The organism is Rheinheimera sp., assembly GCF_965283995.1.
Classification (GTDB): Bacteria; Pseudomonadota; Gammaproteobacteria; order Enterobacterales; family Alteromonadaceae; genus Pararheinheimera.
On record NZ_CBDIQG010000001.1, the window covers coordinates 4184148 to 4210204 of the forward strand.

Consider the following 26057-nt stretch of genomic DNA (forward strand, 5'->3'; position numbering starts at 1 on the left):
GCCTGGCGGTTTTTTCCTTCTAATTCATCAGGAAAAATGGAGATACACTGATGAATTACTCATTGAAGTTGGTTGGAAAACTCAGCACCATCGCAATGTTCGGTCTGCACCTTGGCGCCTGTCAGGATGCCAAGGTGGTTGCCCCAGCCGCGACGGCAACGCCTGTTGTTCAAGCAGCACCTGCTGCTGCGGCATTTGACTGGTTCAGTTATGAAGGCCGTGACCCGCAGTTCGCCGCGCCATTAACGGCCGGCACTTACCAGAACCCGGTACTCGCCGGTTATTTCCCGGATCCGACCATCACCAAAAGAACCAATGCCGACGGTTCTGAAGATTTTTACATGGCGGTGTCGTCTTTTGTCATGACGCCGGGTCTGCCGATTTTGCACAGTAAAGATCTGGTGAACTGGCAGCTGATTGGCCATGCGCTGGAACGCGATTCGCAGTTTGATATGCGCGGCCAGCAAATCTCGCAAGGTATTTACGCGCCAACAATCCGTTATCACGACGGCGTGTTTTATCTGATTAACACCACAGTCGCGACCCAAACGACCAAAGGCGGCAATTTTATTATGACCGCAACCGATCCGGCCGGTCCCTGGTCTGATCCGATTTGGTTGCCGGAAGTGCCGGGCATAGATCCGGATATCTTTTTTGACGACGACGGTAAGGTCTATATCACCCACAATGCCGAAGCGCCGGGTGAAGCGCTGTACGAAGGCCATCGCGCTATCTGGATGTGGCAATACGATCCGGTGCAAAAAGCCGTGCTGAAAAATTCGAAAAAGCTGCTGGTCAATGGCGGCGTGGATTTGGCGAAAAAACCAATCTGGATTGAAGCGCCGCACCTGATTAAACACAACGGTTGGTATTATCTGATCTGCGCCGAGGGCGGCACCGCCGACCAGCATTCTGAGGTGGTGTTCCGCAGCAAAAGCCTGAACGAGCCTTTTGTGCCCTGGGAGAAAAACCCGATCCTGACGCAGCGAGATTTGGCACCGAACCGGCCCGATCCGGTGACCACGGCCGGCCATGCTGATTTTGTCCAATTGGCGGATGGCAGCTGGTGGGCGGTGTTTCTGGCAACGCGCGCCTACGATGAGCAGTATTTTAATGCCGGTCGCGAGACCTTTTTATTACCGGTCAGCTGGCAGGATGGCTGGCCGATGATTCTGCCGCAAGGGGAAGTGATCCCGATGCGACCGGCGCTTCCTGCCAGTCTCGCCGGTAAAATGCCGAAAGTCGCCGACCCGCTGACCGGCAATTTCAGCTGGCGCGATGAATTCACCGCGCAGCAGCTATCCAAACACTGGTACCAGCTGCGGGAACACAGCAAAGCCCGCTTCACACTGGACGGCCAGCAGTTAAACCTGAAGCCGGCCGCGGCACTGGCGACTATGGAGCAACCGGCCTTTGTGGCGCGGCGTCAGCAGCATCTGCATTATGATGCCAGCACGGCACTGCAGCTACCGGCTGCCGGCAGTTCGGCTGGGATCGCCGCGTTCCAGAATGAACAATATCATTATTATCTCGGCGTGCGCCGTCATCCGGATGGGGCTGAGATCTTTGTTGAGCAGGCCGCAGGTGCAGCTGTGCAGCAACTGCTGAGTCAGGTGGTGAAGGGAGCGCAGCAACAGATCCAGCTGAAAATTGCCGGTGACAAAGGCGAAGTGCGGTTTTTTTATGCGCTGGGCGGTGCGGGTGGCGTGGGCGGCGATCATGCAAAAGCCGACTGGCAGCCTTTGACCAGCCTGCAAGGCGCGGTGTTTGACGGCAAAATCCTCAGTACGCAGGTCGCCAAAGGGTTTGTTGGCACCATGCTCGGTATGCATAGCCGGCTGGAGCCTGCGGTGCAGAGTACTGTCCCAGCGACGGATAAACCCTGATGCGGTTGGGGCTTTGTGCGGCGTTATGCCTGTGGTGGAGCGGCAGCTTTGTGCTGGCCGCCGAACCTTATGTAGTGACAGCGTCTGTGGACCCTGCTGATTTTGCACTGGTTGGTGACAGGGCAACGGCGCAGATCCTGGTCAACGCGAAAGATCATCCGGGTCTGCAACGTGCCGTACAATCGTTACAGCAAGATCTGCAGAAAGTGACAGGCCAACAACTGCCTGTTCACCACAGCGTGACTGCAGGCGCGGCGTCAGATCTGGCGCTGATTGTCGGCAGTCTGGACCAATCCGCCTTGCTGGCGGATTTGGTCGCCCGCGGCAAACTCGATGTCAGTGCTATCAAAGGCCGCTGGGAAGCCTTTCAAATCAGCCTGGTGGAGGCGCCAATGCCTGGCATCAGCCAAGCGCTGGTGATCGCCGGCAGCGACAAACGCGGTGCAATTTTTGGTGTTTATGATCTGGCCGAGCAGATGGGCGTGTCGCCCTGGGTTTGGTGGGCCGATGTGCCGGTAAAAACCAGCAAGGTGCTGTATATCAAAGCGGGCACACATAAAGTGGACGCGCCAAAAGTCAAATACCGCGGTATTTTCCTCAACGATGAATATCCGGCGTTAACCAGCTGGGTGATGCAAAAATACGGTGGCTATAACCATCAGTTTTATCAGCAGGTGTTTGAACTGTTGCTGCGGCTCAAAGCCAATTTTCTCTGGCCGGCGATGTGGAACAACGCTTTTGCCGACGACGACTGGCAAAATGCCGTGCTAGCCGACGAAATGGGCATCGTGATGAGCAACAGCCACCACGAGCCGATGTTGCGGGCGGACAAAGAATGGAATCGCTATGGCAAAGGCCCGTGGGAGTATTCGAAAAATCGCGAGGCGATTTATCAGTTCTGGCAACAAGGTGCGGTACGGCACAAAAACTTAGAGAGCATCTTCACGCTCGGCATGCGCGGTCAGCAAGATGAGCCGATGAGTGAAGGCGAAAATATCGGCCTGCTGGAAAAAATTGTCGCCGATCAACGCCAGATCCTGACGGAGACCTTCAAAGATCGGGACATTAAAACGGTGCCGCAAGTCTGGGCTTTGTATAAAGAAGTGCAGGGCTTTTACGAGCGCGGCATGCGGGTGCCGGATGACGTAACCTTGCTGTGGTCCGACGATAACTTCGGCCATTTACGCCGTTTACCGACAGCGCAAGAGCGCAGCCGTAGCGGTGGTGCCGGGGTCTATTACCATTTTGATTATGTCGGCGGGCCGCGTTCCTACACCTGGATCAACTCCACGCCCATCGCCAAAATCTGGCAGCAAATGGATCTGGCCTGGCGTTATCAGGCCGACCGCATCTGGATAGTCAATGTCGGCGATTTAAAACCGATGGAGTATCCGATCGACTTTTTCCTGCGGATGGCCTGGAACCCGACACGGTTTACTGCGGGCAACCTCGAACAATACGCCCGCGATTTTGCCACCCAGCAGTTTGGCCCTGAGCATGCGACAGAGATCGCCTGGTTACTGGAAGGCTATAGCCGCCATAATGGCCGGCGCCGGCCTGAAGCGATGACGGCCCAGAGTTATCCGCTGCTGGCTAATCAGGAAGCTGCGCGGGTCAGTACAGAGCTGGCTGATCTGGCGCAGCGCTCGAGCGCATTGTTGGCTAAATTGCCTAAAAATCAACAGGATGCCTTTATTCAGCTTGTTGATCATCCGGTACAGGCGACGCAAGCCTTGTTTGAGTTGTATCACGCCGAGGCGCGTAATCAGTTATTGGCGAGTCAAGGGAGGCGCGAAACCAATGCCGCCGCAGCTGACGTCAAACGCTGGTTTGACCGCGATGCGGCTTTAACGGCGCGTTATCACGCCATCGGCAGCACGTCGGATAAAGCCGGGCGCTGGGATCAGATGATGGCGCAGCCACATATTGGCCTTCGGTATTGGCGTAATCCGGAAGCTAACACCATGCCCGTTTTACTGACCAACCAGCCTATCGAAGCGGCGGATATGGGTGTGGCGGCTGAAGGTTCAAGCGCAAGTTGGCCGCAAAGTGATGATTTAGGGCACAGCCTGACGCTGCCGCGGTTTGACCGGCTTGGCACGCAGCAACGTGTCATTGATATATTTAATCGTGGCAGCCAGTCATTTCAGTTTGAAGCCAAAGTGGTTGAAGCCAAAGTGGTTGATGCCAGTTCTGGTAAGAACAAGGCAGGCTGGCTACAAATCAGCGCCAGCCAAGCTGAAGTGAAAACCTCTTATCCGCTCAAAGTCAGCATCGACTGGAGCAAAACCCAACCGGGGCTGAATCAGGCAGAAGTCTGGGTGAAAGGTACCGGCTATGGCTGGGCCAAAATCAAAGTGACAGCACTGGATAGCCCGGCCGCGCGCGCGCCGGCCATTCAGGCGGCATTGGCCGCACGGCAGAACGCGCCTTTTGCTGACGCCGATGGTTATATTGCAGTCAACGCCAGCAGTGCACAGGTACAAGGCAACAGTACAGAACGCTATTGGCAGCAGGTCGCAGGTCTCGGTCGTTTCTTGCTGGATGAGCAGGCGGGCAGCATGGTGGCGGTGACGCCAGTGGATCAGCTTGGCGATACAAATCCGGTCGATACAAGCCCGGCCAATACAAGCTCGGCCGAAATCAGCCCAGCTGCCATCAAACAAGCGCCGCGACTGCAGTTCCCGTTGTATTTCCAGCAGGCCGGCGAATTTAATCTGCAGTTATATCTGTCACCGGCGCTGCAAATCACGCCGGGCCGTGGCGTGCGCCTCGCGGTCGCGCTCGGCGATGCAGAGCCACAGCTACTGGACCTGATGGCCAATTACGACGACAAAGTTTGGCAGCAATCAGTGCTGGATAATATCCGCATCCTCAGTCACCGGCTGCAGGTCGCCAGCCCGGGTTTACATCAACTACGGGTTTATCTGGTCGACCCGGCAGTGGTGTTGCAAAAAATCACTATTGATACCGGCGCATTACAGCCGGGTTATGTAGGGCCGGTGCAGAGCCGCCGCTTGCATCCACAGGAGAACCAATGAAACTGCGTTTTTTATCCATGACTTTTTGTGCCATCACTTTGTGTAGTCCGCTATTGGCGAGCCTCAGTGGCTGTGCCGGTGAGCCAAGCCAGCCTGAACAAACAGCCGCGAAGCAAATGGCAGCAGAGCCAGCCACTGCAACCGGCCTGCGTCATGCCTTTGCGCCATATTTTCTGCTGGGGACAGCGCTGAGTCAGGCACAAATCAGCGGCGCTGAAAGCAGCATTCAGCCACTGCTCGCGCAGCATTTTAATAGCCTGACCGCCGCCAACTTGATGAAATGGGAAAACATTGAACCCGTGGAGGGCCAGTTTGATTTTAGCGGCAGTGATGCGCTGGTAGCACTGGCCAAGGCGCAGGGCAGTGTGGTGATTGGGCATACTTTGCTTTGGCATCAACAAACGCCGGCCTGGGTATTTCTTGGCCCTGACGGTCAACCAGCCAGCAAAGCGTTGCTGTTAGAACGGCTGAGCCGGCACATTCAGACTGTGGTCGGGCGTTATCGCGGCCAAATCAAAGGCTGGGACGTGGTCAATGAAGCGCTGAATGAAGACGGTAGCCTGCGTAACAGCGAATGGCGACAAATCCTTGGTGATGACTATATCCTCACCGCTTTTCGGCTGGCACAGGAAGCCGACCCGGCGGTAGAGCTCTATTACAACGACTTTAACCTGTATAAACCGGAAAAACGCCAGGGCGTGCTGAGGCTGGTGAAACAACTGCAGGACGCCGGCATCCGCGTGGCTGGTATTGGTATGCAAGGCCATTATGGACTGCAGTCACCGCTACTGAGCGAGGTGGAAGACTCGATCCGCGCTTATGCCGCGACCGGCGCTCAGGTAATGATCACCGAGCTTGATATCTCAGTGTTGCCCTGGCCCGAGCAAGTTGCCGGCGGTGCTGAGATTTCGCACAAGCTGGCGCTGGAGCAAAAGTTAAACCCTTATGTCGCCGGTTTGCCGGCAGATGTGGCGGCACAGCATAGCCAGCGATACGTCGATTTATTCCGGTTATTTTTAAAATATCAGGCCAGTATCAATCGAGTGACTTTGTGGGGCGTGCATGATGCGGAGAGTTGGCTGAACAATTTCCCGATGCTGGGCCGCACCGACTACCCGTTGTTGTTTGACCGGCAGCAGCAAGCCAAACCTGCGGTGGCGGCCTTAACGCAGCTGGCGCAACAGTTCGGTACATCATGCGCAGTGGTGCAGGTCAATCAAACCGGCTATTTGCCGTCAGCCAGCAAGCAGGCGCTGGTACAAGGCGCAATCGCGCCGCAGCAGTTCCGCATCTTTGATGCCAGCGGTACTGTGGTGTTTGCGGGGCAAAGCTCAGCGCCTGCTGACTGGGCGTTAGCTGCAGAAAAGGTCGCGACGCTGGATTTCAGCGCACTGCAGCAACCGGGTTTTTATCAGCTGCAATTACAAAACGACTGCCCGCTGACGCCATTTCGGGTGGCGCCTGCGGTTTACAGCGCTGTGCATGATGGCGCCATCAAAGCGTTTTATTTTAACCGCGCGTCGACGGCGTTAAGCCCGGAACACGCCGGGCCCTATGCCAGAGCGGCCGGTCATCCGGATGAGCAGGTGATTGTACACGCCTCGGCAGCCTCGGCCAGCCGTCCGGCCGGGACGCAGTTTTCAGCGCCAAAAGGCTGGTATGACGCCGGTGATTACAACAAATATGTGGTGAACTCCGGCGTATCGACTTACACCTTGCTGCAGGCCTATAGCGACTTCCCGGCCTTTTATGCCAACAGGCAATGGCAGATCCCGGAGTCGGGCTTAGGTTCAGCAAAAAATGCCATGCCGGACCTGTTGGCTGAGGTGCAGTGGAACCTCGACTGGCTGCGGGCGATGCAGGACCCGTTTGACGGAGGCGTCTATCACAAACTGACCAATCTGACGTTTGATGGCGTGGTGATGCCAAAGGATGCCAGCAAACCGCGTTTTGTCGTGCAAAAAACCACGGCGGCGGCGCTGAATTACGCCGCAGTCATGGCCAAAGCCAGCCGGGTGTTGGCGGCATTTCCGGCTGACCGGGCTCAGGCCGCCGGCTATGCAACGCGGGCCGCTGATTATGCGCAAAGTGCCGAAGCTGCCTGGCGCTGGGCACTCGCTCATCCTGACGTGGTGTACCGGCAACCAGCTGATGTGAAAACCGGTGCTTATGGCGACGATGTGCTGAGCGATGAGTTCGCTTTTGCCGCCGGTGCTTTGTATCTGCAAAACGGCCGGGCCGACTATCTGGCGGCTTTTGAAGCTTTTAGGCAAAAAGCCGGGCCATTACAGGTGGCTGGCTGGGCCAATCCGCTGGCGCTGGTCGTGGCAGAACTCGCCGCGACGCCCGTTGTCCCGGCAGCACTGCGGGCAACCCTGCAACAGCAAATGACCGGGCTGGCCAATGAATTTGTCCGGCAACAGCAGCAATCGCCGGCGGCGCTGGCGCTGGTGGAAAGCGATTTTGTCTGGGGCAGCAATGCCGTGGCGCTGAATAAAGCCATGCTGTTATTACAAAGCGCACGGCTGTCAGGCACAGATGCCATTGGCAACAGTCAACGGCAGCAATATCAGCAGGCAGCGCAGGGTTTAGTCGATTATGTGCTGGGCCGCAATCCGACCGGTTACAGCTATGTCAGTGGTTTTGGCAGCAAAACGCCGCAGCATCTGCATCACCGGCCGTCAGAAGCGGATGGGGTGACCGCGCCGGTGCCAGGCTGGCTCGCCGGTGGTGCCAATCCGGGCCAGCAGGACGGCTGTGTCTATCCGTCCAAAGCGCCGGCCAAATCCTACAGTGACACCGAATGCAGCTATGCTAGTAACGAAGTGGCGATTAACTGGAATGCGCCGCTGGTGTATGTATTAGCGGCGTTGCTGAACTGAGCTGCTAACCAGCCCTCTGTGCTCGCTAGCTGCTCGCAGCAGCAGGAGTCAGCATGGCACTGCGCACCGCCGGGATTAAGCGCCGGCTGACCGGGACTTGCTGGCCACTGGCCAGAATTAACACGGCACCACTGCCGCTGTCGGCGTCCGTGGTGGTGCGAAATTGCCGGACCTGATGCGCATTAACCAGATAAGAACGGTGCACGCGAATAAAGTGACCGGGTAATTCCTGTTCCAGCGCCTTGATCGTACCGCTGTACAAATGTTGCCGGCCATCCGTCAGCCAGATCTCACTGTAATCACGCGCGGCCTGACAATAAGCAATGTCATCTGCCAGCAGCCGCTGCACCTTGCCGGCACTGGTTAAGGTCAGGCTGGCCTTGGGCGTAGCGCTCTGATTTTGTTGTAATTGCAATTGAAGTTGCAGGATCAGTTGTTGGTCGGCAAGTTGCTGTCTGAGCTGTTGCTGACGTTGCAGCGCCTGCTCGATAAAGAGGCCACAGAGCAGCAAAGTCACCAGCAAAAACGCCAGAATTTCCTGAAAAATACCGTTTAGCACTACCGCCAGGATCAGATAAAGCAGCAGCAACACGGCACTGGTACCGGCGCCTTCTGTGCTTGCAGTATCTTTGTGCTCCGCCTGATACCAGTGGACGGCGGCGATCAGGGCCGCCAAAGCGGCCGGCAACAAGGTCGCGATGGCGATGCGGCCATCAAAGCTATCCAGCCACCACAGCACCGGCAGCAGCACCAGCAACGTCAGCAGCGTCCAGAAGCGCCAGCGCTGTGGCTGATAACGCAGCAGCGTGAGCCACAACAATGCAAAACCAAAGCCACAGGCGCACAACAAAATGGCGCAAAGTCGCAGTTCATGCAGCGGATATGCATATCCGAGCAGTCCCCGGCTCATTTCCAGCCATAACTGCGCCGCAGCACAAAGACACAACAGCGCCAGCAACGCATCCTGGCCACGAACAGCAAATATGGGGGCGGCATCGCCGGTGACCGCTGAGCTATTGCCAAGCAATGCCAGCGCGCTGAAATACAACAGGCCGGTGCATAACACGCCGAGGATTAACAAACCCAGGCCGGTGTATTGCTGCAGATAAACACTGACATCGCCATAAGGGCCAATGCCGATAAAGTGGATCGGCTGCGCCAGTCTGAACCAGCCTTGTTGTGCCGACATCAACAAAACCAGTTGATTGCTGCCGGTGCGCAGCAACTCGGACGGTAAGTAAATCCGGCTGTCCATCTGGCCGGCGATTTCAGTGGCGGCATCACCGGGCTGGCCATTTTGCCCTACCAATTGGCCGTTTAAATACACAGCGCTGGAGGCTTTGGCAAAAATAAACAGCGCCAGCGGTTGCTCGGTGGCTCCGGAGGGCAGTTCAAACGGCAGTTCTAACCACAGCAAGCGGCCCTGTGGATCGGCCGGCTGCGCGGCCTGCTGCTGGCAACCTGCCACGCTGAAACTGCTGGGGATAGTCTGGAATTGCCCGCCATCACACCAGGCTTTAATGGTTAACTCCTGCAATTGCGGCAGCGCGCGCGGTTGGTGCAGCACCAGCGCAAAGCAGCTGAACAGGATGATCAGCAGCACAGCCAGCGCACTGCTGCGGGCCAGCTGCTTGCGGGGCAGGGCAAAGGTCTGCATCGATGGCTCCGGTGACAGAAAAGCTCTGCCGTTTAGCGGAAAAAACACGACCGTTCAGCGCCGCCGCTGCAAAACATCCTACCGTTGGCAGATGACAGCTCGCGGATCAGTTCCAGCCTTGTTTTACTGCGGGAAAGTTAACCAAGGAGTGCATGTTATGTCATTGAAATGTCTATCGACAAGCAGTTTGTCCCGCCGCCCGCTGCCGCGGAATATAGTGTTAGCTGTGATGGGTTTACTGATGGCCGGTCAAAGCGCGCAAAGTCTGGCCGCGGACAGCAAAGCGCAGCGGTATGCTAATGAAACGGCGTTTCGCTTCACTGCCGGCAATGGCGAAAGCACCGATGCCTTTCGCGGTTTCTTTTTAGTGCCGGAGAACCGGCAGCGCGCTGGCAGTCGCTTGCTGAAACTGCATTATGTGCGTTTCCCGGCCACAACAGCGCAACCGGGCTCGCCGATTATCTATCTGTCTGGTGGCCCCGGTGGTTCCGGCATTCATACCGCGAAAGGCCCGCGTTTTCCATTGTTTACCGGTTTGACCGCTCAGGCCGATGTGATTGCGCTGGATCAGCGTGGTGCCGGCTTGTCTTCGGACGTGAAACCTTGCCAGTCGTCTGTTGTGGTGCCGACCAATCAGCGGATCGACGAGCCGCGATTTGCCGCACTGTACCAGCAGGCTGCAGCCGAGTGCCAACAACGCTGGCAGCAGCAAGGGGTCGATCTGCTGGGTTATACCACAGTGCAGAACGCGTTAGACCTCGATGCACTGCGCCAGCATTTGGGCGCTGACAAAGTGACACTGTGGGGCATTTCTTACGGCACGCATTTAGCATTGGCAGCCAGCAAGCTGTTCCCGGAGCGCCTCGACAAACTGGTGCTGGCCAGTGTGGAAGGTCTGGACCAGACAGTGAAAATGCCGGCACAGACCCAGCTGTATTTGACGCGTCTGCAGCAGCGGATTGCGCTGGACCCGGCATTGCAGGCACGTTTTCCGGATATTGCCGCGTTGATGCAGCAGGTCCTGACGCAGCTCGACAAAACGCCACTGCTGCTGAGCCTGAAACAAGCCGATGGCAGCAGTCGCGACTTTTTGTTTCAACGCCTGCATCTGCAACTGCTGACGTCGATGTCGCTGGCCGACCCTAACCAGCGCCTGGGCAGATTACTGCAGTTGTATCAGGGCTTACAGGCGCAACCGGAGGCGATGAAGCCGGTACTGGCAGAGATCCTCGGGACTGGCATGCTCGATGGTTTCATGGCCGGGCCGATTGAACTGCAGATGATGTCATTAATGATGGATGTCGCTTCTGGTATTTCACCAGCGCGTTTACAGCAGTTCAACCAGCAGCAGTCGTCCGCTTTGCTCGGCGGTATGCTGAATTTCCCGGTACCGCAGCTGAGCAATATTGTGCCCGGTTTAGACCTTGGCGACGCATTCCGCCAGGAAGCCAGCCATGCTATTCCGACGCTGGTGCTGAGCGGTACGCTCGATGGCCGCACTTACCTGGCGGAGCAACAGCAGGCGGTCGCCGGATTAACTGCACGCCAGCAGGTCACAGTGCAATATGGCGGGCATAACCTGCTGGAAAGCTCGCCTGAAGTGCTTGCGGTGATCCAGCAATTTATCCGCAGCGGTAAGGTCAGTCAGCAGCAGATAGAGTTGCCGCTGCCTGATTTAGGTCTGTAACGGACCAGTCGGTGGCTGGATGCGCAGGGACGCGCCTTCAGGCATCCGCTAAATGGCTGTCAGTCTGAAGCCTCCAGTCTCCGCATTTTGGCAAAAAAGTCTGCCAGCATCAGCCTAGTGTCGAGCTGATGATACAGCCGGACCGGCGTAACCCGTTTCGCTTCTACCGGCTTGCCCATGGCATCAAAACCAACTGTCTGACGCAGCACGTAGTGGCTGGACGACGCATCAGGTTGCCAGCCACTTTGCAGGGCGCTCAGCAGCACCAGCGGACTATCCCCCAGCGCATAAGTTTCACCGAGCCGGCCTTGTTCTTTTTGCTGGATGGTCTGGATCTGCCGCCACATATCAACAGCCGGGCGAGATTGCAGGGCGGCCAGTTCAGCGTTAGAGACCAGAGTTTGCCGGTAGGCATTGCGCGGCACCTGCCAGATCGCCAGGTTCTGCTGCGAAAACACCAGATTGGCGGCAGCTGGATCGATACCGAGGTTGTATTCAAGACCCTGCACGCCAGGAGGTGGCATTGCCAGCGCCGGATCTTCGGCGCCACCAATCCAAATCAGCGTTAGCCGATTAGCGATATCCGGCTGCTGACGCAGTGCCGCGGCCATAGTGGTTAGCCCCGCACCGGCCAGCACGAATAAAGGCCTGCTATCATCTTCGCGCAAAGCTTCCTGAATAATAAAAGTCGCAGCAGCACCTGCTTCATTGGCGTTGCTGGCCTGACCGGGGAAGATTTTCGGGCGCTTGATCGCGGCAGGTAGCGACGCCAGCAGCGGCGGCAGTCGCGTCAGGCTATAAGCCGTATCACCGGGAGCTCCATAAAAACCTGTTGGATAATGCTGAGATGCAATAATGGCCCGAACTTCAGTCGCAGAAGATAACAGTTGATGGACCAATTGGTAGAGTCCGTCCGGATCGCCACCAAAATCATTATCGACAATGACACGGTAACGGGCTGGATCAGCGACTGCGCTGCAGATGAACAAGCTGGCGAGCAGGACTGCCCATTTCAGGGGGCCGGTGCACGATTTAATCAAGGTGCTGCTCCTTTGCCGGACGTGCAGGCCATGTCAGCTGCGCCGGGATAAGACCCGGGGAGCTGACAGTGATATGGGTGACAGCAGAACCCGCCGCCGGTCTGATAATCGCCAGTCCCAGGCCATTAAACGTATTGCGGGCGCTGGCCGGGAAAGGTGTGAAATCGGTCGGATCGCCATTATCAGTGGCTAATAACTCCGCATCAGTCGCACCGGGCAGATCGATCTGAAACGGCAGTTTAGCGGTTGGGACCAGCTGGCCTGCACAGTCTTCTACCCGAATAGTGACGAACAGTAAGGCCGCCGGTTCAGGCTGCTCGGTCTGTAACGTCAGCCGGCAAGGTGCGCCGGTGGTAGCGATTTGTTGTTCTGCCCAGACCTGACCATTTTTATAAGCCACAACTTTGAGCCGGCCGGGTTCATAGCGCACCTGATCCCAGCGTATACGGTATTCGCCGGGCTTTTTCTGCTTCAGACCCTGACTGTTGCCATTGATAAACAATTCGGCGGCATCGCCGCTGGTGAAGACGTGAACCGGCGTGATTTGACCTAGCCGGTCCGGCCAATTCCAGTGCGGCAGAATATGCACCATCGGCAGATCCGGCCGCCAGGCTGCCTGATACAGATAAAATCGGTCCTTTTTAAAACCTGCTAAATCAATGGCGCCAAAATACGAACTGCGGGCGCCATAATAAGGCGTGGGTTCGCCCAGATAATCCCAGCCACTCCAGACAAAGCCACCGGCAACTTCCGGATGGGCCGCCAGTGACGCCAGTACTTTGTCGGCGGAAGAGCCAAAAGGGGCTGTGTAGATTTCATAGCTACTGACCTGCTGGCTATGTGGATCCCCGCCGGCGCCATCGGCAACCGGAGCACTGTTGCCAGCGGCCAGCGGGAACAGATACTCGCCGCGGGAGCTGACCGCTGCTGCATTTTCACTGCTGAGCATGAGTTTGTGCGGGAATGCCCGGCGAAATGCCGGATACTGCGGGCTGGTACGAATACCGGCTAAATGCTGATAGGCCGGTGCATTGCGAATGCCTTCGCCCTGATAATTCAGGCTGACCAAATCCATCACCGCGCTGATGGGCATATCGGGTTTGGCATAGTTAAAAGCGGCAGCAGTGGGGCGCGACGGATCTTCAGATTTGGCGATCTTATGCAGCCTTCGCGCGACCACCGCCCCTGCTTCTCCGGTATATTGCTCACCAACTTCGTTGCCAACACTCCAGGCGATCACGGATGGATGATGACGGTCACGCCGGATCAACGCGCGCAGGTCGGCTTCGGACCAGTCATCAAAAATCAGATGGAAATCCAGTGGTGTTTTTTTCCGTTGCCAGGCATCAAAGATTTCGTTGATCACTAAGAAACCCAGTTCGTCGGTCAGGTCCAGTAAAGCCGGTGCCGGCGGATTGTGCGCCAGCCGGATCGCATTGACGCCCATCTCGCGTAGCAGCAACAACTGGCGTCTGGCGGCGGCGGGATGAAAAGCAGCGCCAAGTGCACCCAGGTCATGATGCTGGTTAGCGCCCTGCAGATAGATTTTTTCGCCGTTGACCTTGAGGCCAGCTGCCGCGTCAAACTGCAGATCCCGGATGCCAAAGCGTTGCTGTTGCCGATCAACTAACTGATTGTTTTGCCAAATTTCGCTAACCGCCAGATACATATGCGGTTGTTGACTGGGGCGAGGTCCCCACAGTTTGGCCTGCTTTAATAAGACTGCACTACTGAGGGTTATCTCGCCACCAGCCGGCACCTGAGTTTTCGTCAGCGGCAAACGGGCCAGCACTTCGCTGCCGGGCTGGCCTTGCTCCAGGGCATAAATGTGAACGCGCAGTTCCGCTTGCTGCGGACTTGTGCTCTGGTTGCTAAGCCGGGTCTGCAGCTGAATATTGCTGTCAGCCCTGCCGTTGCGAGCCTGGTGTGGCATTGCGGTAATGGTCTGTCCCCACTGACTAAAACTCAGTTTGGGTGTTTTCACCAGCCAGACCGGCCGATACAAGCCACCGCCTGGATACCAGCGTGACGACGCCGGCGGATTGTCCAGCCGGATCGCCAGTTGATTCGGCCCATCGAACCGGACATATGGGGTTAAGTCGAGGCGCCAGGATGCATAACCATAAGGCCAACCGCCGACTAACTGACCGTTCAGCCAGACCATGGCATAAGACATCGCCCCTTCGACTTCCAGATAGAGCTGTCGGTCGGCATCCGCCGCGCTGAACTCTAGCTGGCGGCGGTACCAGGCAACTCCCGGGCTAGGTAAACGTCCCATTCCTCCGCCGACTGCAGCATCATCGCCGGTCAAAAAAGGCCCGCTGATGGCCCAGTCATGTGGCAAGCGGACTTGCTGCCACTGGCTATCATCAAAACTACTTTGCACAAACGGAAACGATTGGCCTGGTGACGGGCCGGCCGGGCGTTGGTGCCTTGCGGTGGGATCGGCAATAAATGGGTTCGCCCCCGGCAGGATCCAGGGTTTCAATATTTGCTGATCGGGGCGGGCGGTGAGCACTATTTTAGCATCAGGCTCGGCGTCGGCGGCTTTGCCGTCTTCATCATCCAACAGGGGCGGACGTACGTCGTAAATCAGGGCATCGGCCTGACTGGCATCGGCATATTTAAAAAAACGCCATTGTTGGTCCAGCAGAATACGTTCAGTCAGTAGCGCCGGCGTTGACGGTGTTGTGTCGCTGACACAGCAAGCCAAACTGCAAACCAGCAGCAGAATGAAACCGTTAAACATGACCCGCATCGCTGAACTCCTGTATCAATGACCACCATGCTGTTTTAAGGCATCAACGGACATCGCAGCCAGCATCATTGCTGATTTGACGCTTATGTTTTTTTACCGGATACAACATTGCTCAGCGATTGGCTGGATCTTGGTCTTTTTTGCGCCTCCCGTTTTTTCGCTCAGCAACAACCCCGTGCGTTTTATGTTTTCTCTTTTGCGTTTTTTGCCACTTGGTTTGACCGCTTTGTCATCGCCCCGCAATATCAGATCGGCCAGCGCTGGTGTTAACAATGTCGGATCTGATGGAGATGAACGATACATAACACACCAGAAACTGCTGCGATATCAATGAGTCAGGCGATTGTGTGTCGGGATTGGGCTGTCCCCGAATTTTTCGCACTGGCAAAAAAACAAGAATAAGTGCGGAGACACAAGCGATGAGGAAAGGCGATTTATACCAGCAGACTGCACAGCGGTCTGCTTCACAACGACCGGCGTTTAAACGCTCGGTGCTGGCGATGGCGATGCTGGGGTGGTCGGTTGGCGCTTATGCGCAGCAAGCCGCGCCAGCCGACAGTAAAAAGACCAAAGACGAAGCCAGCGTCGAAGTGATTGAAGTCAAGGGCACCCGTGCCAATTTACAAAGCGCACAAAATATCAAACGGCTGGCGGACACGATCATTGATGGTATTTCGGCAGAAGATATCGGAGTGCTGCCGGATCGTAGCGTGTTGGAGGCTATCCAACGTGTGCCGGGGGTTTCGGTCGAGCGTTTTGCCGGCCCGGATGATCCGGACCATTTCAGCGTCGAAGGCAGTGGCGCCATTATCCGTGGCATGACACAAACCCGCAGTGAATTTAACGGTCGCGATTCATTTACGGCCAACTCAGGCCGCGGTTTGTCGTTTCAGGACGTATCGCCTGAACTGATGGGCGGCGTTGATATCTTTAAAAACCAAACGGCCGATATGATTGAGGGCGGCATTGGCGGCACTGTCAGTTTGCGCACGCGCAAACCCTTTGATTCCGACGGCCGGGTGTTTGCGATCAGCGGCGACTGGTCTTATGGCGACTTGGCAGAAAAAGGCAGCCCGACCATGTCCGGTCTGTTCAGTGACCGGTTTGAATTAGACAGCGGCGGCGAAATTGGTTACCTGTTTAACGCCGCCCATTCCCAGCTTTATGGCAAATCGCATGGCATCCAGTCCGATGCTTATGTGCCGTTTTTAGCCAATACCCTGGCCGGCGCTGAAGCTTTTGCCGGTGCCGACAATAAAGGCACCGTCTGGATGCCAAACGCTGCCAACCTGCTGCAAAAATTTGATGACCGCGAGCGCACCGGTTTTTCCAGTGCGCTACAGTGGCAAAACAAAGACGAAACTTTGTTAGGTACGCTGCAGTATATCCGCTCGGACGCCCGGTTATCCTGGCATGAACAGGCAGTGAAATATCAGGGCGGTTATTACAATATCGCCGGCCGGCGCTCGCGGCCACTTGCCGGTACTCAATTTGAGTTTGATGAACAAGGATTGTTTGAGTCTGGCAGTATCGTGCAGGGTGTCGATGGCTGGCGCGCCGCCGACGGCAACGTCGACCGGGTCGCCCGTGGCTGGGGCACCAATGCCCGCAATCAGTTTGGTTATGTCACGCAGTTTGACAGCCGCATCAAGGATACCAACACACTGGTTGAAGATATGTCGTTGAACCTGCAGTGGAAAGTGACTGAAAAACTGAAACTGACCGGCGACGTGCAGTGGGTGGAAGCCGATACGCAGGACGACGACGTCGTGGTGCATACCGCCGCTTTTGCTGGTCAGCAATACGATGTGTCAGGTTCGACGCCGACGATGACGTTACTGGAACCCTGGTTTGGTCATCGTGATGCCAATCCGGCTGCTTTTGCCACCGGCTACCCGGGGTTTAGCGGCGATGCAAATGGTGATAAAAACTACTTCCAGGACCCGACATCCTATTTCTTGCGCAGCGCGATGGACCACTATGAACGCTCAGAAGGCGATTCGGTGGCAACCCGGCTGGATGCCAGTTATGAACTGGATAATCTCGGTATTCTGACTTCGATGCAAGCCGGTTTACGTTATGCCAAACGGGAACAAACCGTGCGGTCGACCAGCTGGAACTGGGGGGCATTAGCGCCGGAATATTCAGGTGCCGCGCCGGCCGGCTGGCTGGATAAAATCCCGCTGGATGCCAAAGATTATGAAATGGTCGATTGGTCCGACTTTCATGGCGGCGGTATCGCCAATATTCCGGGTAATCAAACTATCCACATGACAGAGGCTTATGTGCGCTCGATCATGGGAGCCAATCCGGCACGCCAGCCATTTAAGTCGGCGGGCGGCAACTGGACGCCTTATCCACAGCGCAGCAATGTTGATGCGCAATATGGCATTTTCACACCGGGTGAAGTGAATGACACCACGGAAACCAACAAAGCGGTTTATGCCCGCTTTAATTTTGAAGGCGATGCCGGTTCGATGCGCTACGCCGGGAACTTTGGTATTCGATATGTTGAACTGGATCGCGAGGCCAATGGTTTTGTGACATTCCCGGACTTGCTACCGGATTTCCTGCCGCCGGAAGGCTTGCGCAATCAGCAACTGACCAAAGATAAAGTGCTGACTTGGGTCAATCAGCAGTTAAGTGCCGGCAAATATGCCTCGGTTGAAGACGCCTTAAAAGCGCCGGAAAACCGCTGGATTGGCGATGCGGTGAACTACCTGCCAGATGCGGACCGGGCCTATGGCAACGATGCTGAAGACCGTTTAACTGCTGAATCCAAGTACAAGACCTGGTTGCCAAGCTTTAACCTCAAAGTCGAGTTGACCGACGAACTCATTACGCGTTTCGCCATCTCTAAAGCCATCGCGCTGCCGGATATGGGCGACGTGCAAAACCGGCTGACGCTGGGCAGTGAACCGGTGCAAACGGAACGGCCAATTCTGGTTATAGATCCGGCTAACCCGCCGCTGCCGCAAGACAACATGGTCACCCGGGCTTATGTACCCGCCTGGACTGGTAGTGGCGGCAACCCTTATCTGCAGCCGATGGAATCATTGCAGTATGACGCATCGATCGAATGGTATTTCGCCGATGTGGGCCAGCTCAGTGCGACACTGTTCCACAAAGATCTGTCGAATTACTTCATTCAGGGTGCATTTGCGCAGAATGTGACGAATCCGAGCACAGGCGCCAACCAAACCTCGTTGGTATCAACCACCATCAATGGCGGTGAAGGCGAAATGGACGGTCTGGAACTGGCCTATCAGCAATTTTTTGACCAGTTGCCTGAACCCTTTAACGGTTTAGGTTTACAGGCAAGTTTTACCTACATCGACGCCGGTGGTGTACCGAATAATCAGGTCGATGTCGAAGATGAGAGCTGGCTCGGTGATGACTTCACCGATACCGGTATCCGCGTCAACATGGCGAACGTACCGCTGCAGGGCCAATCGGATAAAACTTTTAACATTGTTGGTATGTACGAGAAAAATGGCTGGAGTGCGCGGCTTGCTTACAACTGGCGTTCGAAGTATCTGCTGACCACCCGTGATGTGATCAGTAAAGCGCCGTTGTGGTATGACGACCACGGTCAGCTGGACGGCTCGGTGTTTTACAACTTCGACAATATCAGTGTCGGTTTGCAGGCCACCAACATCACCAATTCGCAGTCGGAAACGCTGATGATGCTCAATGATGCTGGCTTAACAGCCGGGCGGTCCTGGTTTGTCTCAGATCGGCGTATTGCGCTGGTGATGCGGGCCAATTTCTGATTGGTGCGTTGTGGTAGGGCGAGTGGTGGGTTTCACTTCGCTCTACCCACCCTACACAACCAGAAGTTGTGTAGGGTGCAATAAGCGCAGTGAATTGCACCGGAGCAACAGTCCCCAGGGTTGTTATGATCAATAAAATTAAAAAAATCATTATATTAGGTGGCGGCTCAGCCGGCTGGATGACGGCCGCAGCTTTAGGCAAAGTGCTTAAAAATCGCTATTGCGAGATCCAGCTGATTGAATCTGATGACATTGGCACTGTCGGTGTTGGCGAAGCCACTATTCCGCAAATCATGTTGTACAACGACTTAATTGGCCTCGACGAAAACGAGTTTATGCGCCGCACCCAGGCTACTTTTAAGCTCGGTATCGAGTTTGTGAATTGGTCGGAAATCGGCAGTCGCTATTATCACGCTTTTGGTGAGGTCGGTAAAAACATGGAAGGGATCCAGTTTTACCACTATTGGCTGAAAATGCGGGCGCTCGGTAAGGCCGCGCCGCTTGATGAATACACCTTAAGTTCACTGGCCTGCAATGAGCAGCGTTTTATGCGCTCCATCGATGCCGGCCATTCGCCGCTTTCCAATATCGCTTATGCCTTTCATTTTGATGCTGGGTTGTTTGCCCGCTATCTGCGCGAACTGGCCGAAGGCTGGGGAGTGCGGCGTACTGAAGGTCAGGTAGAGCAGGTGTTGCAACATGACAATGGTTTTGTTCGCGGATTACAGCTGACCGATGGTACTGTGCATGACGCTGATTTTTTTATTGATTGTTCGGGTTTTCGCGGCGTACTGATTGAGCAGGCATTAAAAACTGGTTACGACGACTGGTCACACTGGCTGCCGTGCGACCGGGCTATCGCGGTGCCTTGTGCCAGTGCCGGTGAACCTTTGCCCTATACCCGCGCTACTGCGCACAGTGCCGGCTGGCAATGGCGCATTCCATTGCAGCATCGCATCGGTAATGGCCATGTATTTTCCAGCAAATTTATGTCGTCGGATGAAGCCACCGCGATTTTGCTGCAAAACCTCGATGGTGCCGCGCTGGCTGAGCCGCGTGAGATCCGTTTCGTCACGGGGAAACGGAAACAGTTTTGGAAAAACAATGTATTGGCGGTTGGGCTGTCCGGTGGTTTTATGGAACCACTGGAGTCGACCAGTTTGCATCTGATCCAGGCCACTATTGCCAAGATGTTCAGCTTTTTTCCACAGCAGGGCTTTTCGCAGGCCGATATAGACGAATTTAACCGCCAAATGGCTTTTGACTATGAGCGGATCCGCGATTTTCTGATCCTGCATTATCACGCGACCCAACGGAATGACTCACCATTCTGGCAGTACTGCCGGACGATGGCGGTGCCGGCTGAGCTCACGCAGAAGTTGCAGCAGTTCCGGGCGTCAGGCCGGATCTTTCGCCACAACAACGAAATGTTCAGCGACTTAAGCTGGTTTGAAGTGATGTATGGTCAGGGCATAGTGCCGGACGGTTATCACCCGTTGGTGGATATGTTCAGTGAGCAGGAGGTGCAGGGCCGGCTCGACAGCATTCGTCAGGTGATCCGTAAGTCGGTCGATTATATGCCGTCTCATCAACAGTTTATCAACGAACACTGCAAAGCCGGCCGCAGTTGATGCCCGCCCGTGAGGCAGTCCCGTTACGCGATAACCGTTACGCGGTAACCGTTACGCGGTAACCGTTACGCGGTAACCGGTGTGTGACACCCAGTGTGCGACACCCATTACGCGGTAACCGATGTGTTTCGCTGCGCTCTACATACCCTACGCCAGATCAACCAAAGCGTAGGGTGCAATGAGCGACGCGAATTGCACCATCAAACTTTACTACCAAACCTCACCGGGTTTTCACTCAGAGTTGTTGCTGCAGCTGTTGCAGCAACAGTTCTAGTTTGTGCTGATCCACCGCGAATTTGCGGATGCCTTCGGCCAGTTTTTCACAGGCCATAGCATCTTCATTCAGTTGCCAAAGGAATTCAGCTTCAGTCAGCGGCTGCGTTGGTGTGGCTGGCGGCGCGACATCAGGCTGTAGCTGGCGGGGCAGCAGAGCGTCTGAAGCCTGCAGCTGATTCAGTAAATCCGGTGCAATCGTCAGCAGGTCACAGCCGGCTAGTTGGCGGATCTGGTCGATATTACGAAAGCTGGCGCCCATCACCACGGTGCGGATGGCATGGCTTTTGTAATGCTGATAAATCTGCCGGACTGACTGCACACCCGGATCCGCTGCCCCGCTAAAGTCGGCTGCAGGCTGTTGTTTTTTATACCAATCCAGAATACGGCCAACAAAAGGCGAAATCAGTGTGACCTTCGCATCGGCGCAGGCTTTCGCCTGCGCCAGTGAAAACACCAGCGTCAGGTTACAGGCGATGCCTTGTTGTTCCAGTTCAGCTGCCGCCTGGATCCCTTGCCAGGTGGCGGCAAGTTTGATCAGCACCCGTGATTTATCAATGCCTTTGGCAGCGTAACGCGCAATAATGCTTTGTGCTTTTGCCACGCTGGCGGCACGGTCAAACGACAGCCGCGCGTCGATTTCGGTCGAAACCCGACCTGGAATATGTTGGAGGATCTCGGCGCCAAAATTGACCGTGACCTGTTCAGAAATGGCTGCCAGTGAGTCCGGATGGGCGCGGTAGGCGTCCAGTAACAACGACTGGTACTGCGGGAGCTGGCTGGCTTGCAGGATTAACGACGGGTTGGTGGTGGCTTCAGTCGGCTGCAGCTGTTGGATCGCGGCAATATCGCCGGTATCAGCCACGACCGTTGTTAAGCTGCGGAGTTGTTCAAGTTGGTTCATCAAAGTGCTCATCGCGGGTAAGAAATACTGCGACCACAGTACAAACTACCCACGCGGCTGACACTGGCGCATTTTGATCGCCGGTTTATGTTTTTTCGCGGGTCGGCTCAGATATCAGGATTCAATCGTGATGGGTTCGCTGGATACAAGGCAGCCTCAAGCCGGTTACGGCCGGCATGTTTGGCTTCGTATAATAATAAATCTGCTTGTTTATAGAGTTGCTCAAAAGACAGTTGTCCGGCGGTTGCGACCCCAATACTGACGGTCACCGCAATACCTTCTATTGGTTGCTGACTGACCAGCATCAGCAGCTTTTCGGCAAAAGCAGCTGCGGAGTCGCTGGGGCTATCCATGCAAATGATGGCAAACTCTTCGCCGCCAATGCGAGCCAGCACATCATGTTCACGGCAATTGGTCTGCAACAGCTGACCGAGTTGGCGTAACACGGCATCACCACAGGCATGACCGTGCAGATCATTGATTTGCTTAAAATGGTCAATATCAAGCAACAGAAACGAGCAGGTTTGTTGATGTCGGTCCGCCTGCTTCAGCAGTAGTTGTGCCCGGCTGATAAAGGCGCGGCGATTGAGCAGACCGGTGAGTTCGTCGGTCTGCGACAATAACTCCAAACGCTCGGCTTTTTCTTCCAGCGCATTTCTCAGATCGACCAGTTCCTGATAGAGCTTGTCACGTTGTTTGGCGCTGTTAATCACCCAGAAGATCAGCGGCTCATCTCCGTGCTGAACATGGGCATTAACTAACACCGGCAAACGCTCGCCGCTGTTGCTCTGAATGGTCAGCTGGATTTCCTCACAATGTCCCAGGTTCAACAGCATCGGCATGACAAAACTTTCTAACACGATTTTTGATGCCGGAGTCAGCACATCACTGAGCCGCTGCTTTGCTTTTGGGGTTTGCTGGCATTCCTGATAAAAATACGGGTTCGCCCGCAGGATCACTTGCTCTGAAAGCGTGGTGACGAGGCAGCCACAGGGAAAGACATCGGGCGTAAACACCGGATCCATGGTTTATTCCATTGTCGGAGTGAGTCGTGGTAAAAATGCATGGATCTGATCCGCTACCTGTCGAGGATGGGTCATATGCAGGCAATGTCCTTTTGCTTCAATTACTTTTAGTTCACTTTGTGGCATGTGTGCCTGCATGTATTCGCCGATAAATAACGAAGCCAGTGCGTCCCGCTCACTTTGCAACAACAGTACAGGATGTTGATTCAAAGGCAACAAAGACCGGTAGTCGGAAAAAAACGTCGCTTTGGCAAAATTTTTCGCCGTCACCGGATTGGTACTGCAAAAGCTGTCAGATAACTCTGCGCTATATTGCCCCGCATCCGGATCGCCGATGACCAAAGGTGCCAGATACTGGGCCCAGCCGATGTAATTTTTATCCATTAAATCCATCAGTTCCTGCAGATCAGCTTCGGCGAAACCGCCTTGGTAATGCGGCGGCAAATTGAGGAAACAGGGGGAAGGGCAGATCATAATTTGCGCCCGGATCCGCTGCGGGATTTTCTGTGCTGCCAATAAGCCGATAATGCTGCTGACCGAGTGGCCGCACAAAATGACGTTTTCTAAATTCAGCGCTGTACAAATTTCAATAATATCAATCGCATACCCATCTAAGGTGGCGTAGCGTTGTTTATTGTAGGCTTGCATGTCAGACGCACCGGAGCCGACATAATCAAACAGCACGATACGAAAATGCGGGCTCAGTAACGGCAACAAAAAACGCCACATCTGCTGATTACAGCCAAAGCCATGCGCTAACAGCAAGACCTGATCCCCAGTGCCGGTGATCGTGACATTATTTCTGGAAACTACATCACTGTTTGTCAGCATATTCGCCCTGGTTACTATTAATTAACATATTGATTGATTTAGAATTATATGTGATTTAACGCTAAATCGATGAAGTATTTTCAGCCGCCCTTGCCCGGCAGTTGTTTTACCCGTCAGATGGCAACAAGGTTGTTTCAGCGTATATTAGCCAAAATACCTCCGGGTTCTTTTATTTTAGGCATGTCTAATATAGGATGCTGATAACAAGTGAGCATCAATATCTGCTCTTTCATTGATTGACTCTGGGAACCATCATGATCAAATCATCGCAACAACTCGTGACAGAAGCCCGTGCACAGATAAAAGAAGTATCAGTGCAGCAGCTGTCGGCACTTTTGGCTGACCATCAGACCATCCTGATTGATGTGCGGGAGCCTGATGAATTTCAGCAAGGCCGGGTCGATCGCGCCGTGAATTACCCGCGCGGCGTGCTGGAAATGAAAATTCACCAGCACCCGGCGGTCGCAGCCCACTGCGAACCGCTGCAGGCATTGACTGAGCTGGCACAGCGTCCGGTTTACCTGATCTGCCGATCAGGCGCCCGTTCTGCTCTCGCCGCATTCAGCCTGCAACAGATGGGGTTTGCCCAAGTCTACTCAGTCGCCGGCGGCTTTCAGGCCTGGTTGGACGCCGGATTGCCGGTGGAAGTCTGAGTTTGTCTTGTTAACAATAAGCCCTCAGTTGCGGGCTTATCGTTTTTAAGGCGGCGAACCTTATTCTTTGGTGCGGTGGATCCCAACGGCACCCAATACATACTTTTCATAAATCGGTTCACTGGTGCCGTGTTTGACCTTGTACATGAAGTACTTTTCAAACGCCACTTTGGCCACATGGACCCATTTACCCATCGACGTCCAGTTGACGTTGCGTGGCGGGTTTTGCGGCAAGGCAACAAAAGCAGCACCTTTATCGCCCATATCGGCCAGACAAATCGCATTCAGGGTAGGGCGGGTTTTCATTACTTCGCCTTGTTCCAGGCTCAGAATATTTTCAACGATGGCTGTGGTCATCGACTCAATCATAAAGCCGGTTTTGGGGACGCCGACCGGCACCGGCGTTTGTTCCAGTGGCGGCAATGCGACACAAACGCCGGCAGCAAAAATCGCTGGGTGTTGTGGGCTTTGCTGGAATTCGTTGGTGATGACAAAACCTTTTGGATTGCACAAGTCTGGCACTGCCGCAACGGCTTCAGATCCTTTAAATGAGGGCAGGAACATCGCTAAATGGAAGGGCAATTCGTGGTTAAAATCCACTTCGCCTTTGCGATTAAGTTCCTCAACATGCGCCATACCGTCAGTAAATTCTTTGACGCGGGCATTACATACCCACTTGATGCCTCGGTCGCGGAATTCATGTTCCATCAGTGCTTTGGAGTCGCCAACACCACCGAGCCCCATGTGGCCGATGTAGGGCTCAGAAGTAACAAAAGTGATAGGGATGCGGTCACGGATCTTCTGCTTACGTAGTAGATGTTCCAGCGTCAGTACATATTCGTAGGCCGGGCCGAAGCAGCTGGCGCCTTGCATGGCACCGACTAGCACAGGGCCTGGATTTTTCAGTAATTGCTGATAGGTTTCATAAGCTTTCACCGCATGGTCGACTGTACAAATCGACTGAGTAAAACCATGCTCTGGTCCGGCGCCCGGCACGGTTTCAAAGGCCAGACGTGGTCCGGTACATAGCACCAGATAATCATAGGTATATTGCTGGCCATCGCCGGTGGTCAGTTGTTGTGTGGTGCTGTCGATGTGGCTGACACCAGTACCGTTAAACGGGATTTTGTATTTCTTCACATAAGGAGTCAGGTCCAGAATCACCTGATCGCGAGTTCTTTCGCCTAAAGCGACCCAGGGGTTTGAGGGAATAAAATGGAACTCGTTACTTTCGCCGATCAGCATGACTTCATGATCTTTTGGCAGCTTTTCGCGCAGCTCATACACCACAGACATACCGCCTAAACCGGCACCTACGACCACAGTTCTTTTCATATCTACCCTCACTGGATGGCTGAGCACCTGCCACTTTACTGTCTGGGCGGCACTGATTCATTTTAATTAGTAATATCTAATATAATTCAACATAGACTGTGATTGGGCATAAATCAATAAATGGAATATGCTTATTCTAAAATTGTATATAACGATTTAATTACTGTCTGTTAGCCATCTATCGGGCTTTTCAGGGCCGGTCTGTTGCTGACTGTGTCCGGGTCCGCTTCAGCCCTGATGCACCAGCTGCCCATCACTATCCAGCACCTGGACACTGACTTCTATGCCCTGGCGCACACTTTGAGTGACGACGCAGAAGTTTTCAAACTGACTGAGTGCGCGCTCCAGATGTGGGATCTCAACGGCGTTGTGACCTAGTTGCAGGTCTACCTGCAGTTTACTGATCCGCAAGCGACCATCTTGTCGCTCCAGCTCGCCGCGAACTTCGGCAGTGACCGGTCCCGGATCTTCTTTAAATTTACGTACTGAAAATAGCAGGCTGGCGGCCAGACAATTCGCCACAGCTGCAGCCAATAAGCGTGAAGGATTCGGCCCGGTACCCTCACCAAGCGGCGCGGGTTCATCGCTGAACAGCTGACCGGCATCGCCAAAGTCGATTTCGAATTTGTAACCGTCCAACAGCCGAAGTTGGACGCTGAATTGAGCTGGATCTGCCATCAG

General features: G+C 54.9%; 16 protein-coding genes. 7 read left to right on the plus strand and 9 right to left on the minus strand.

Going from position 1 to position 26057, the window contains the following annotated elements:
* Positions 1 to 50: 50 nt before the first annotated feature.
* The 3 genes from ACQ66Q_RS18600 to ACQ66Q_RS18610 are packed head-to-tail and all read left to right on the plus strand — an operon-like array spanning position 51 to position 7809.
* Positions 51 to 1886: a glycoside hydrolase family 43 protein gene (locus tag ACQ66Q_RS18600; RefSeq protein WP_430458146.1), complete on the plus strand. Its 1836-nt coding sequence runs from the start codon at positions 51 to 53 to the stop codon at positions 1884 to 1886.
* Positions 1886 to 4927, plus strand: coding sequence for a glycosyl hydrolase 115 family protein (locus ACQ66Q_RS18605; RefSeq protein WP_430458147.1), 3042 nt, complete (start codon positions 1886 to 1888; stop codon positions 4925 to 4927). Before ACQ66Q_RS18600 ends, ACQ66Q_RS18605 begins: the two co-directional genes overlap by 1 nt.
* Positions 4924 to 7809 carry an endo-1,4-beta-xylanase gene (locus tag ACQ66Q_RS18610; protein WP_430458148.1) on the plus strand — a complete coding sequence of 962 codons (2886 nt, stop codon included), beginning with the start codon at positions 4924 to 4926 and terminating at the stop codon, positions 7807 to 7809. Before ACQ66Q_RS18605 ends, ACQ66Q_RS18610 begins: the two co-directional genes overlap by 4 nt.
* A 25-nt stretch (positions 7810 to 7834) precedes the next feature.
* Here the strand turns inward: ACQ66Q_RS18610 and ACQ66Q_RS18615 are convergent, their stop codons facing one another.
* The gene (locus ACQ66Q_RS18615; RefSeq protein ID WP_430458149.1) at positions 7835 to 9466 is read right to left on the minus strand and encodes a LytR/AlgR family response regulator transcription factor; all 1632 of its coding nucleotides are present in this window, start codon (positions 9464 to 9466) and stop codon (positions 7835 to 7837) included.
* Between the two features lie 217 nt (positions 9467 to 9683).
* On the opposite strand from ACQ66Q_RS18615, the gene ACQ66Q_RS18620 reads away from it, so the two are divergent.
* Entirely contained in the window at positions 9684 to 11153 is a 1470-nt protein-coding gene (locus tag ACQ66Q_RS18620) for an alpha/beta fold hydrolase (RefSeq protein ID WP_430458150.1), read from the plus strand.
* 59 nt (positions 11154 to 11212) lie between these two features.
* On the opposite strand, the gene ACQ66Q_RS18625 is transcribed toward ACQ66Q_RS18620, so the two are convergent.
* From ACQ66Q_RS18625 to ACQ66Q_RS18635, 3 genes are all read right to left on the minus strand, one after another.
* Positions 11213 to 12193 (minus strand): nucleoside hydrolase, encoded by a 981-nt coding sequence (locus ACQ66Q_RS18625; protein WP_430458151.1) that lies wholly within the window; start codon positions 12191 to 12193, stop codon positions 11213 to 11215.
* Positions 12186 to 14951, minus strand: coding sequence for a beta-galactosidase GalB (galB, locus tag ACQ66Q_RS18630; protein ID WP_430458152.1), 2766 nt, complete (start codon positions 14949 to 14951; stop codon positions 12186 to 12188). The genes ACQ66Q_RS18625 and galB overlap by 8 nt, the downstream gene beginning before the upstream one ends.
* 93 nt (positions 14952 to 15044) lie before the next feature.
* Entirely contained in the window at positions 15045 to 15254 is a 210-nt protein-coding gene (locus ACQ66Q_RS18635) for a hypothetical protein (protein ID WP_430458153.1), read from the minus strand.
* A 116-nt stretch (positions 15255 to 15370) separates the two neighbouring features.
* Between ACQ66Q_RS18635 and ACQ66Q_RS18640 the strand changes: the two genes are divergently transcribed.
* Both ACQ66Q_RS18640 and ACQ66Q_RS18645 read left to right on the plus strand, forming a co-directional pair.
* Entirely contained in the window at positions 15371 to 18724 is a 3354-nt protein-coding gene (locus tag ACQ66Q_RS18640; RefSeq protein ID WP_430458154.1) for a TonB-dependent receptor, read from the plus strand.
* Between the two features lie 125 nt (positions 18725 to 18849).
* Positions 18850 to 20355, plus strand: coding sequence for a tryptophan halogenase family protein (locus ACQ66Q_RS18645; RefSeq protein ID WP_430458155.1), 1506 nt, complete (start codon positions 18850 to 18852; stop codon positions 20353 to 20355).
* A gap of 235 nt (positions 20356 to 20590) precedes the next feature.
* Here ACQ66Q_RS18645 and tal read toward each other — a convergent pair whose 3' ends face one another.
* From tal to ACQ66Q_RS18660, 3 genes are all read right to left on the minus strand, one after another.
* Positions 20591 to 21532, minus strand: coding sequence for a transaldolase (gene tal, locus ACQ66Q_RS18650; protein ID WP_430458156.1), 942 nt, complete (start codon positions 21530 to 21532; stop codon positions 20591 to 20593).
* Positions 21533 to 21639: 107 nt separating this feature from the next.
* Entirely contained in the window at positions 21640 to 22557 is a 918-nt protein-coding gene (locus ACQ66Q_RS18655) for a GGDEF domain-containing protein (RefSeq protein WP_430458157.1), read from the minus strand.
* A gap of 3 nt (positions 22558 to 22560) precedes the next feature.
* Positions 22561 to 23388, minus strand: coding sequence for an alpha/beta fold hydrolase (locus ACQ66Q_RS18660; RefSeq protein ID WP_430458158.1), 828 nt, complete (start codon positions 23386 to 23388; stop codon positions 22561 to 22563).
* Between the two features lie 254 nt (positions 23389 to 23642).
* Here ACQ66Q_RS18660 and ACQ66Q_RS18665 point away from each other — a divergent pair, with 254 nt between their 5' ends.
* Entirely contained in the window at positions 23643 to 24041 is a 399-nt protein-coding gene (locus ACQ66Q_RS18665) for a rhodanese-like domain-containing protein (RefSeq protein ID WP_430458159.1), read from the plus strand.
* 60 nt (positions 24042 to 24101) lie between these two features.
* Here the strand turns inward: ACQ66Q_RS18665 and ACQ66Q_RS18670 are convergent, their stop codons facing one another.
* Both ACQ66Q_RS18670 and ACQ66Q_RS18675 read right to left on the minus strand, forming a co-directional pair.
* Complete coding sequence (locus ACQ66Q_RS18670; protein WP_430458160.1) at positions 24102 to 25376, minus strand: NAD(P)/FAD-dependent oxidoreductase; 1275 nt, start codon at positions 25374 to 25376, stop codon at positions 24102 to 24104.
* Between the two features lie 228 nt (positions 25377 to 25604).
* Complete coding sequence (locus ACQ66Q_RS18675; protein ID WP_430458161.1) at positions 25605 to 26054, minus strand: OsmC family protein; 450 nt, start codon at positions 26052 to 26054, stop codon at positions 25605 to 25607.
* Positions 26055 to 26057: the final 3 nt, after the last annotated feature.

Excerpts from the sequence above, each read along its gene's own strand:
- ACQ66Q_RS18675 (WP_430458161.1), bottom strand. The coding sequence starts at position 26,054 with ATGGCAGATCCAGCTCAATTCAGCGTCCAACTTCGGCTGTTGGACGGT.
- ACQ66Q_RS18665 (WP_430458159.1), top strand. The coding sequence starts at position 23,643 with ATGATCAAATCATCGCAACAACTCGTGACAGAAGCCCGTGCACAGATA.
- ACQ66Q_RS18640 (WP_430458154.1), top strand. The coding sequence starts at position 15,371 with ATGAGGAAAGGCGATTTATACCAGCAGACTGCACAGCGGTCTGCTTCA.
- ACQ66Q_RS18670 (WP_430458160.1), bottom strand. The coding sequence starts at position 25,376 with ATGAAAAGAACTGTGGTCGTAGGTGCCGGTTTAGGCGGTATGTCTGTG.
- ACQ66Q_RS18610 (WP_430458148.1), top strand. The coding sequence starts at position 4,924 with ATGAAACTGCGTTTTTTATCCATGACTTTTTGTGCCATCACTTTGTGT.
- ACQ66Q_RS18635 (WP_430458153.1), bottom strand. The coding sequence starts at position 15,254 with ATGTATCGTTCATCTCCATCAGATCCGACATTGTTAACACCAGCGCTG.
- galB (WP_430458152.1), bottom strand. The coding sequence starts at position 14,951 with ATGCGGGTCATGTTTAACGGTTTCATTCTGCTGCTGGTTTGCAGTTTG.
- ACQ66Q_RS18605 (WP_430458147.1), top strand. The coding sequence starts at position 1,886 with ATGCGGTTGGGGCTTTGTGCGGCGTTATGCCTGTGGTGGAGCGGCAGC.
- ACQ66Q_RS18600 (WP_430458146.1), top strand. The coding sequence starts at position 51 with ATGAATTACTCATTGAAGTTGGTTGGAAAACTCAGCACCATCGCAATG.
- ACQ66Q_RS18645 (WP_430458155.1), top strand. The coding sequence starts at position 18,850 with ATGATCAATAAAATTAAAAAAATCATTATATTAGGTGGCGGCTCAGCC.
- tal (WP_430458156.1), bottom strand. The coding sequence starts at position 21,532 with ATGAACCAACTTGAACAACTCCGCAGCTTAACAACGGTCGTGGCTGAT.
- ACQ66Q_RS18655 (WP_430458157.1), bottom strand. The coding sequence starts at position 22,557 with ATGGATCCGGTGTTTACGCCCGATGTCTTTCCCTGTGGCTGCCTCGTC.
- ACQ66Q_RS18615 (WP_430458149.1), bottom strand. The coding sequence starts at position 9,466 with ATGCAGACCTTTGCCCTGCCCCGCAAGCAGCTGGCCCGCAGCAGTGCG.
- ACQ66Q_RS18660 (WP_430458158.1), bottom strand. The coding sequence starts at position 23,388 with ATGCTGACAAACAGTGATGTAGTTTCCAGAAATAATGTCACGATCACC.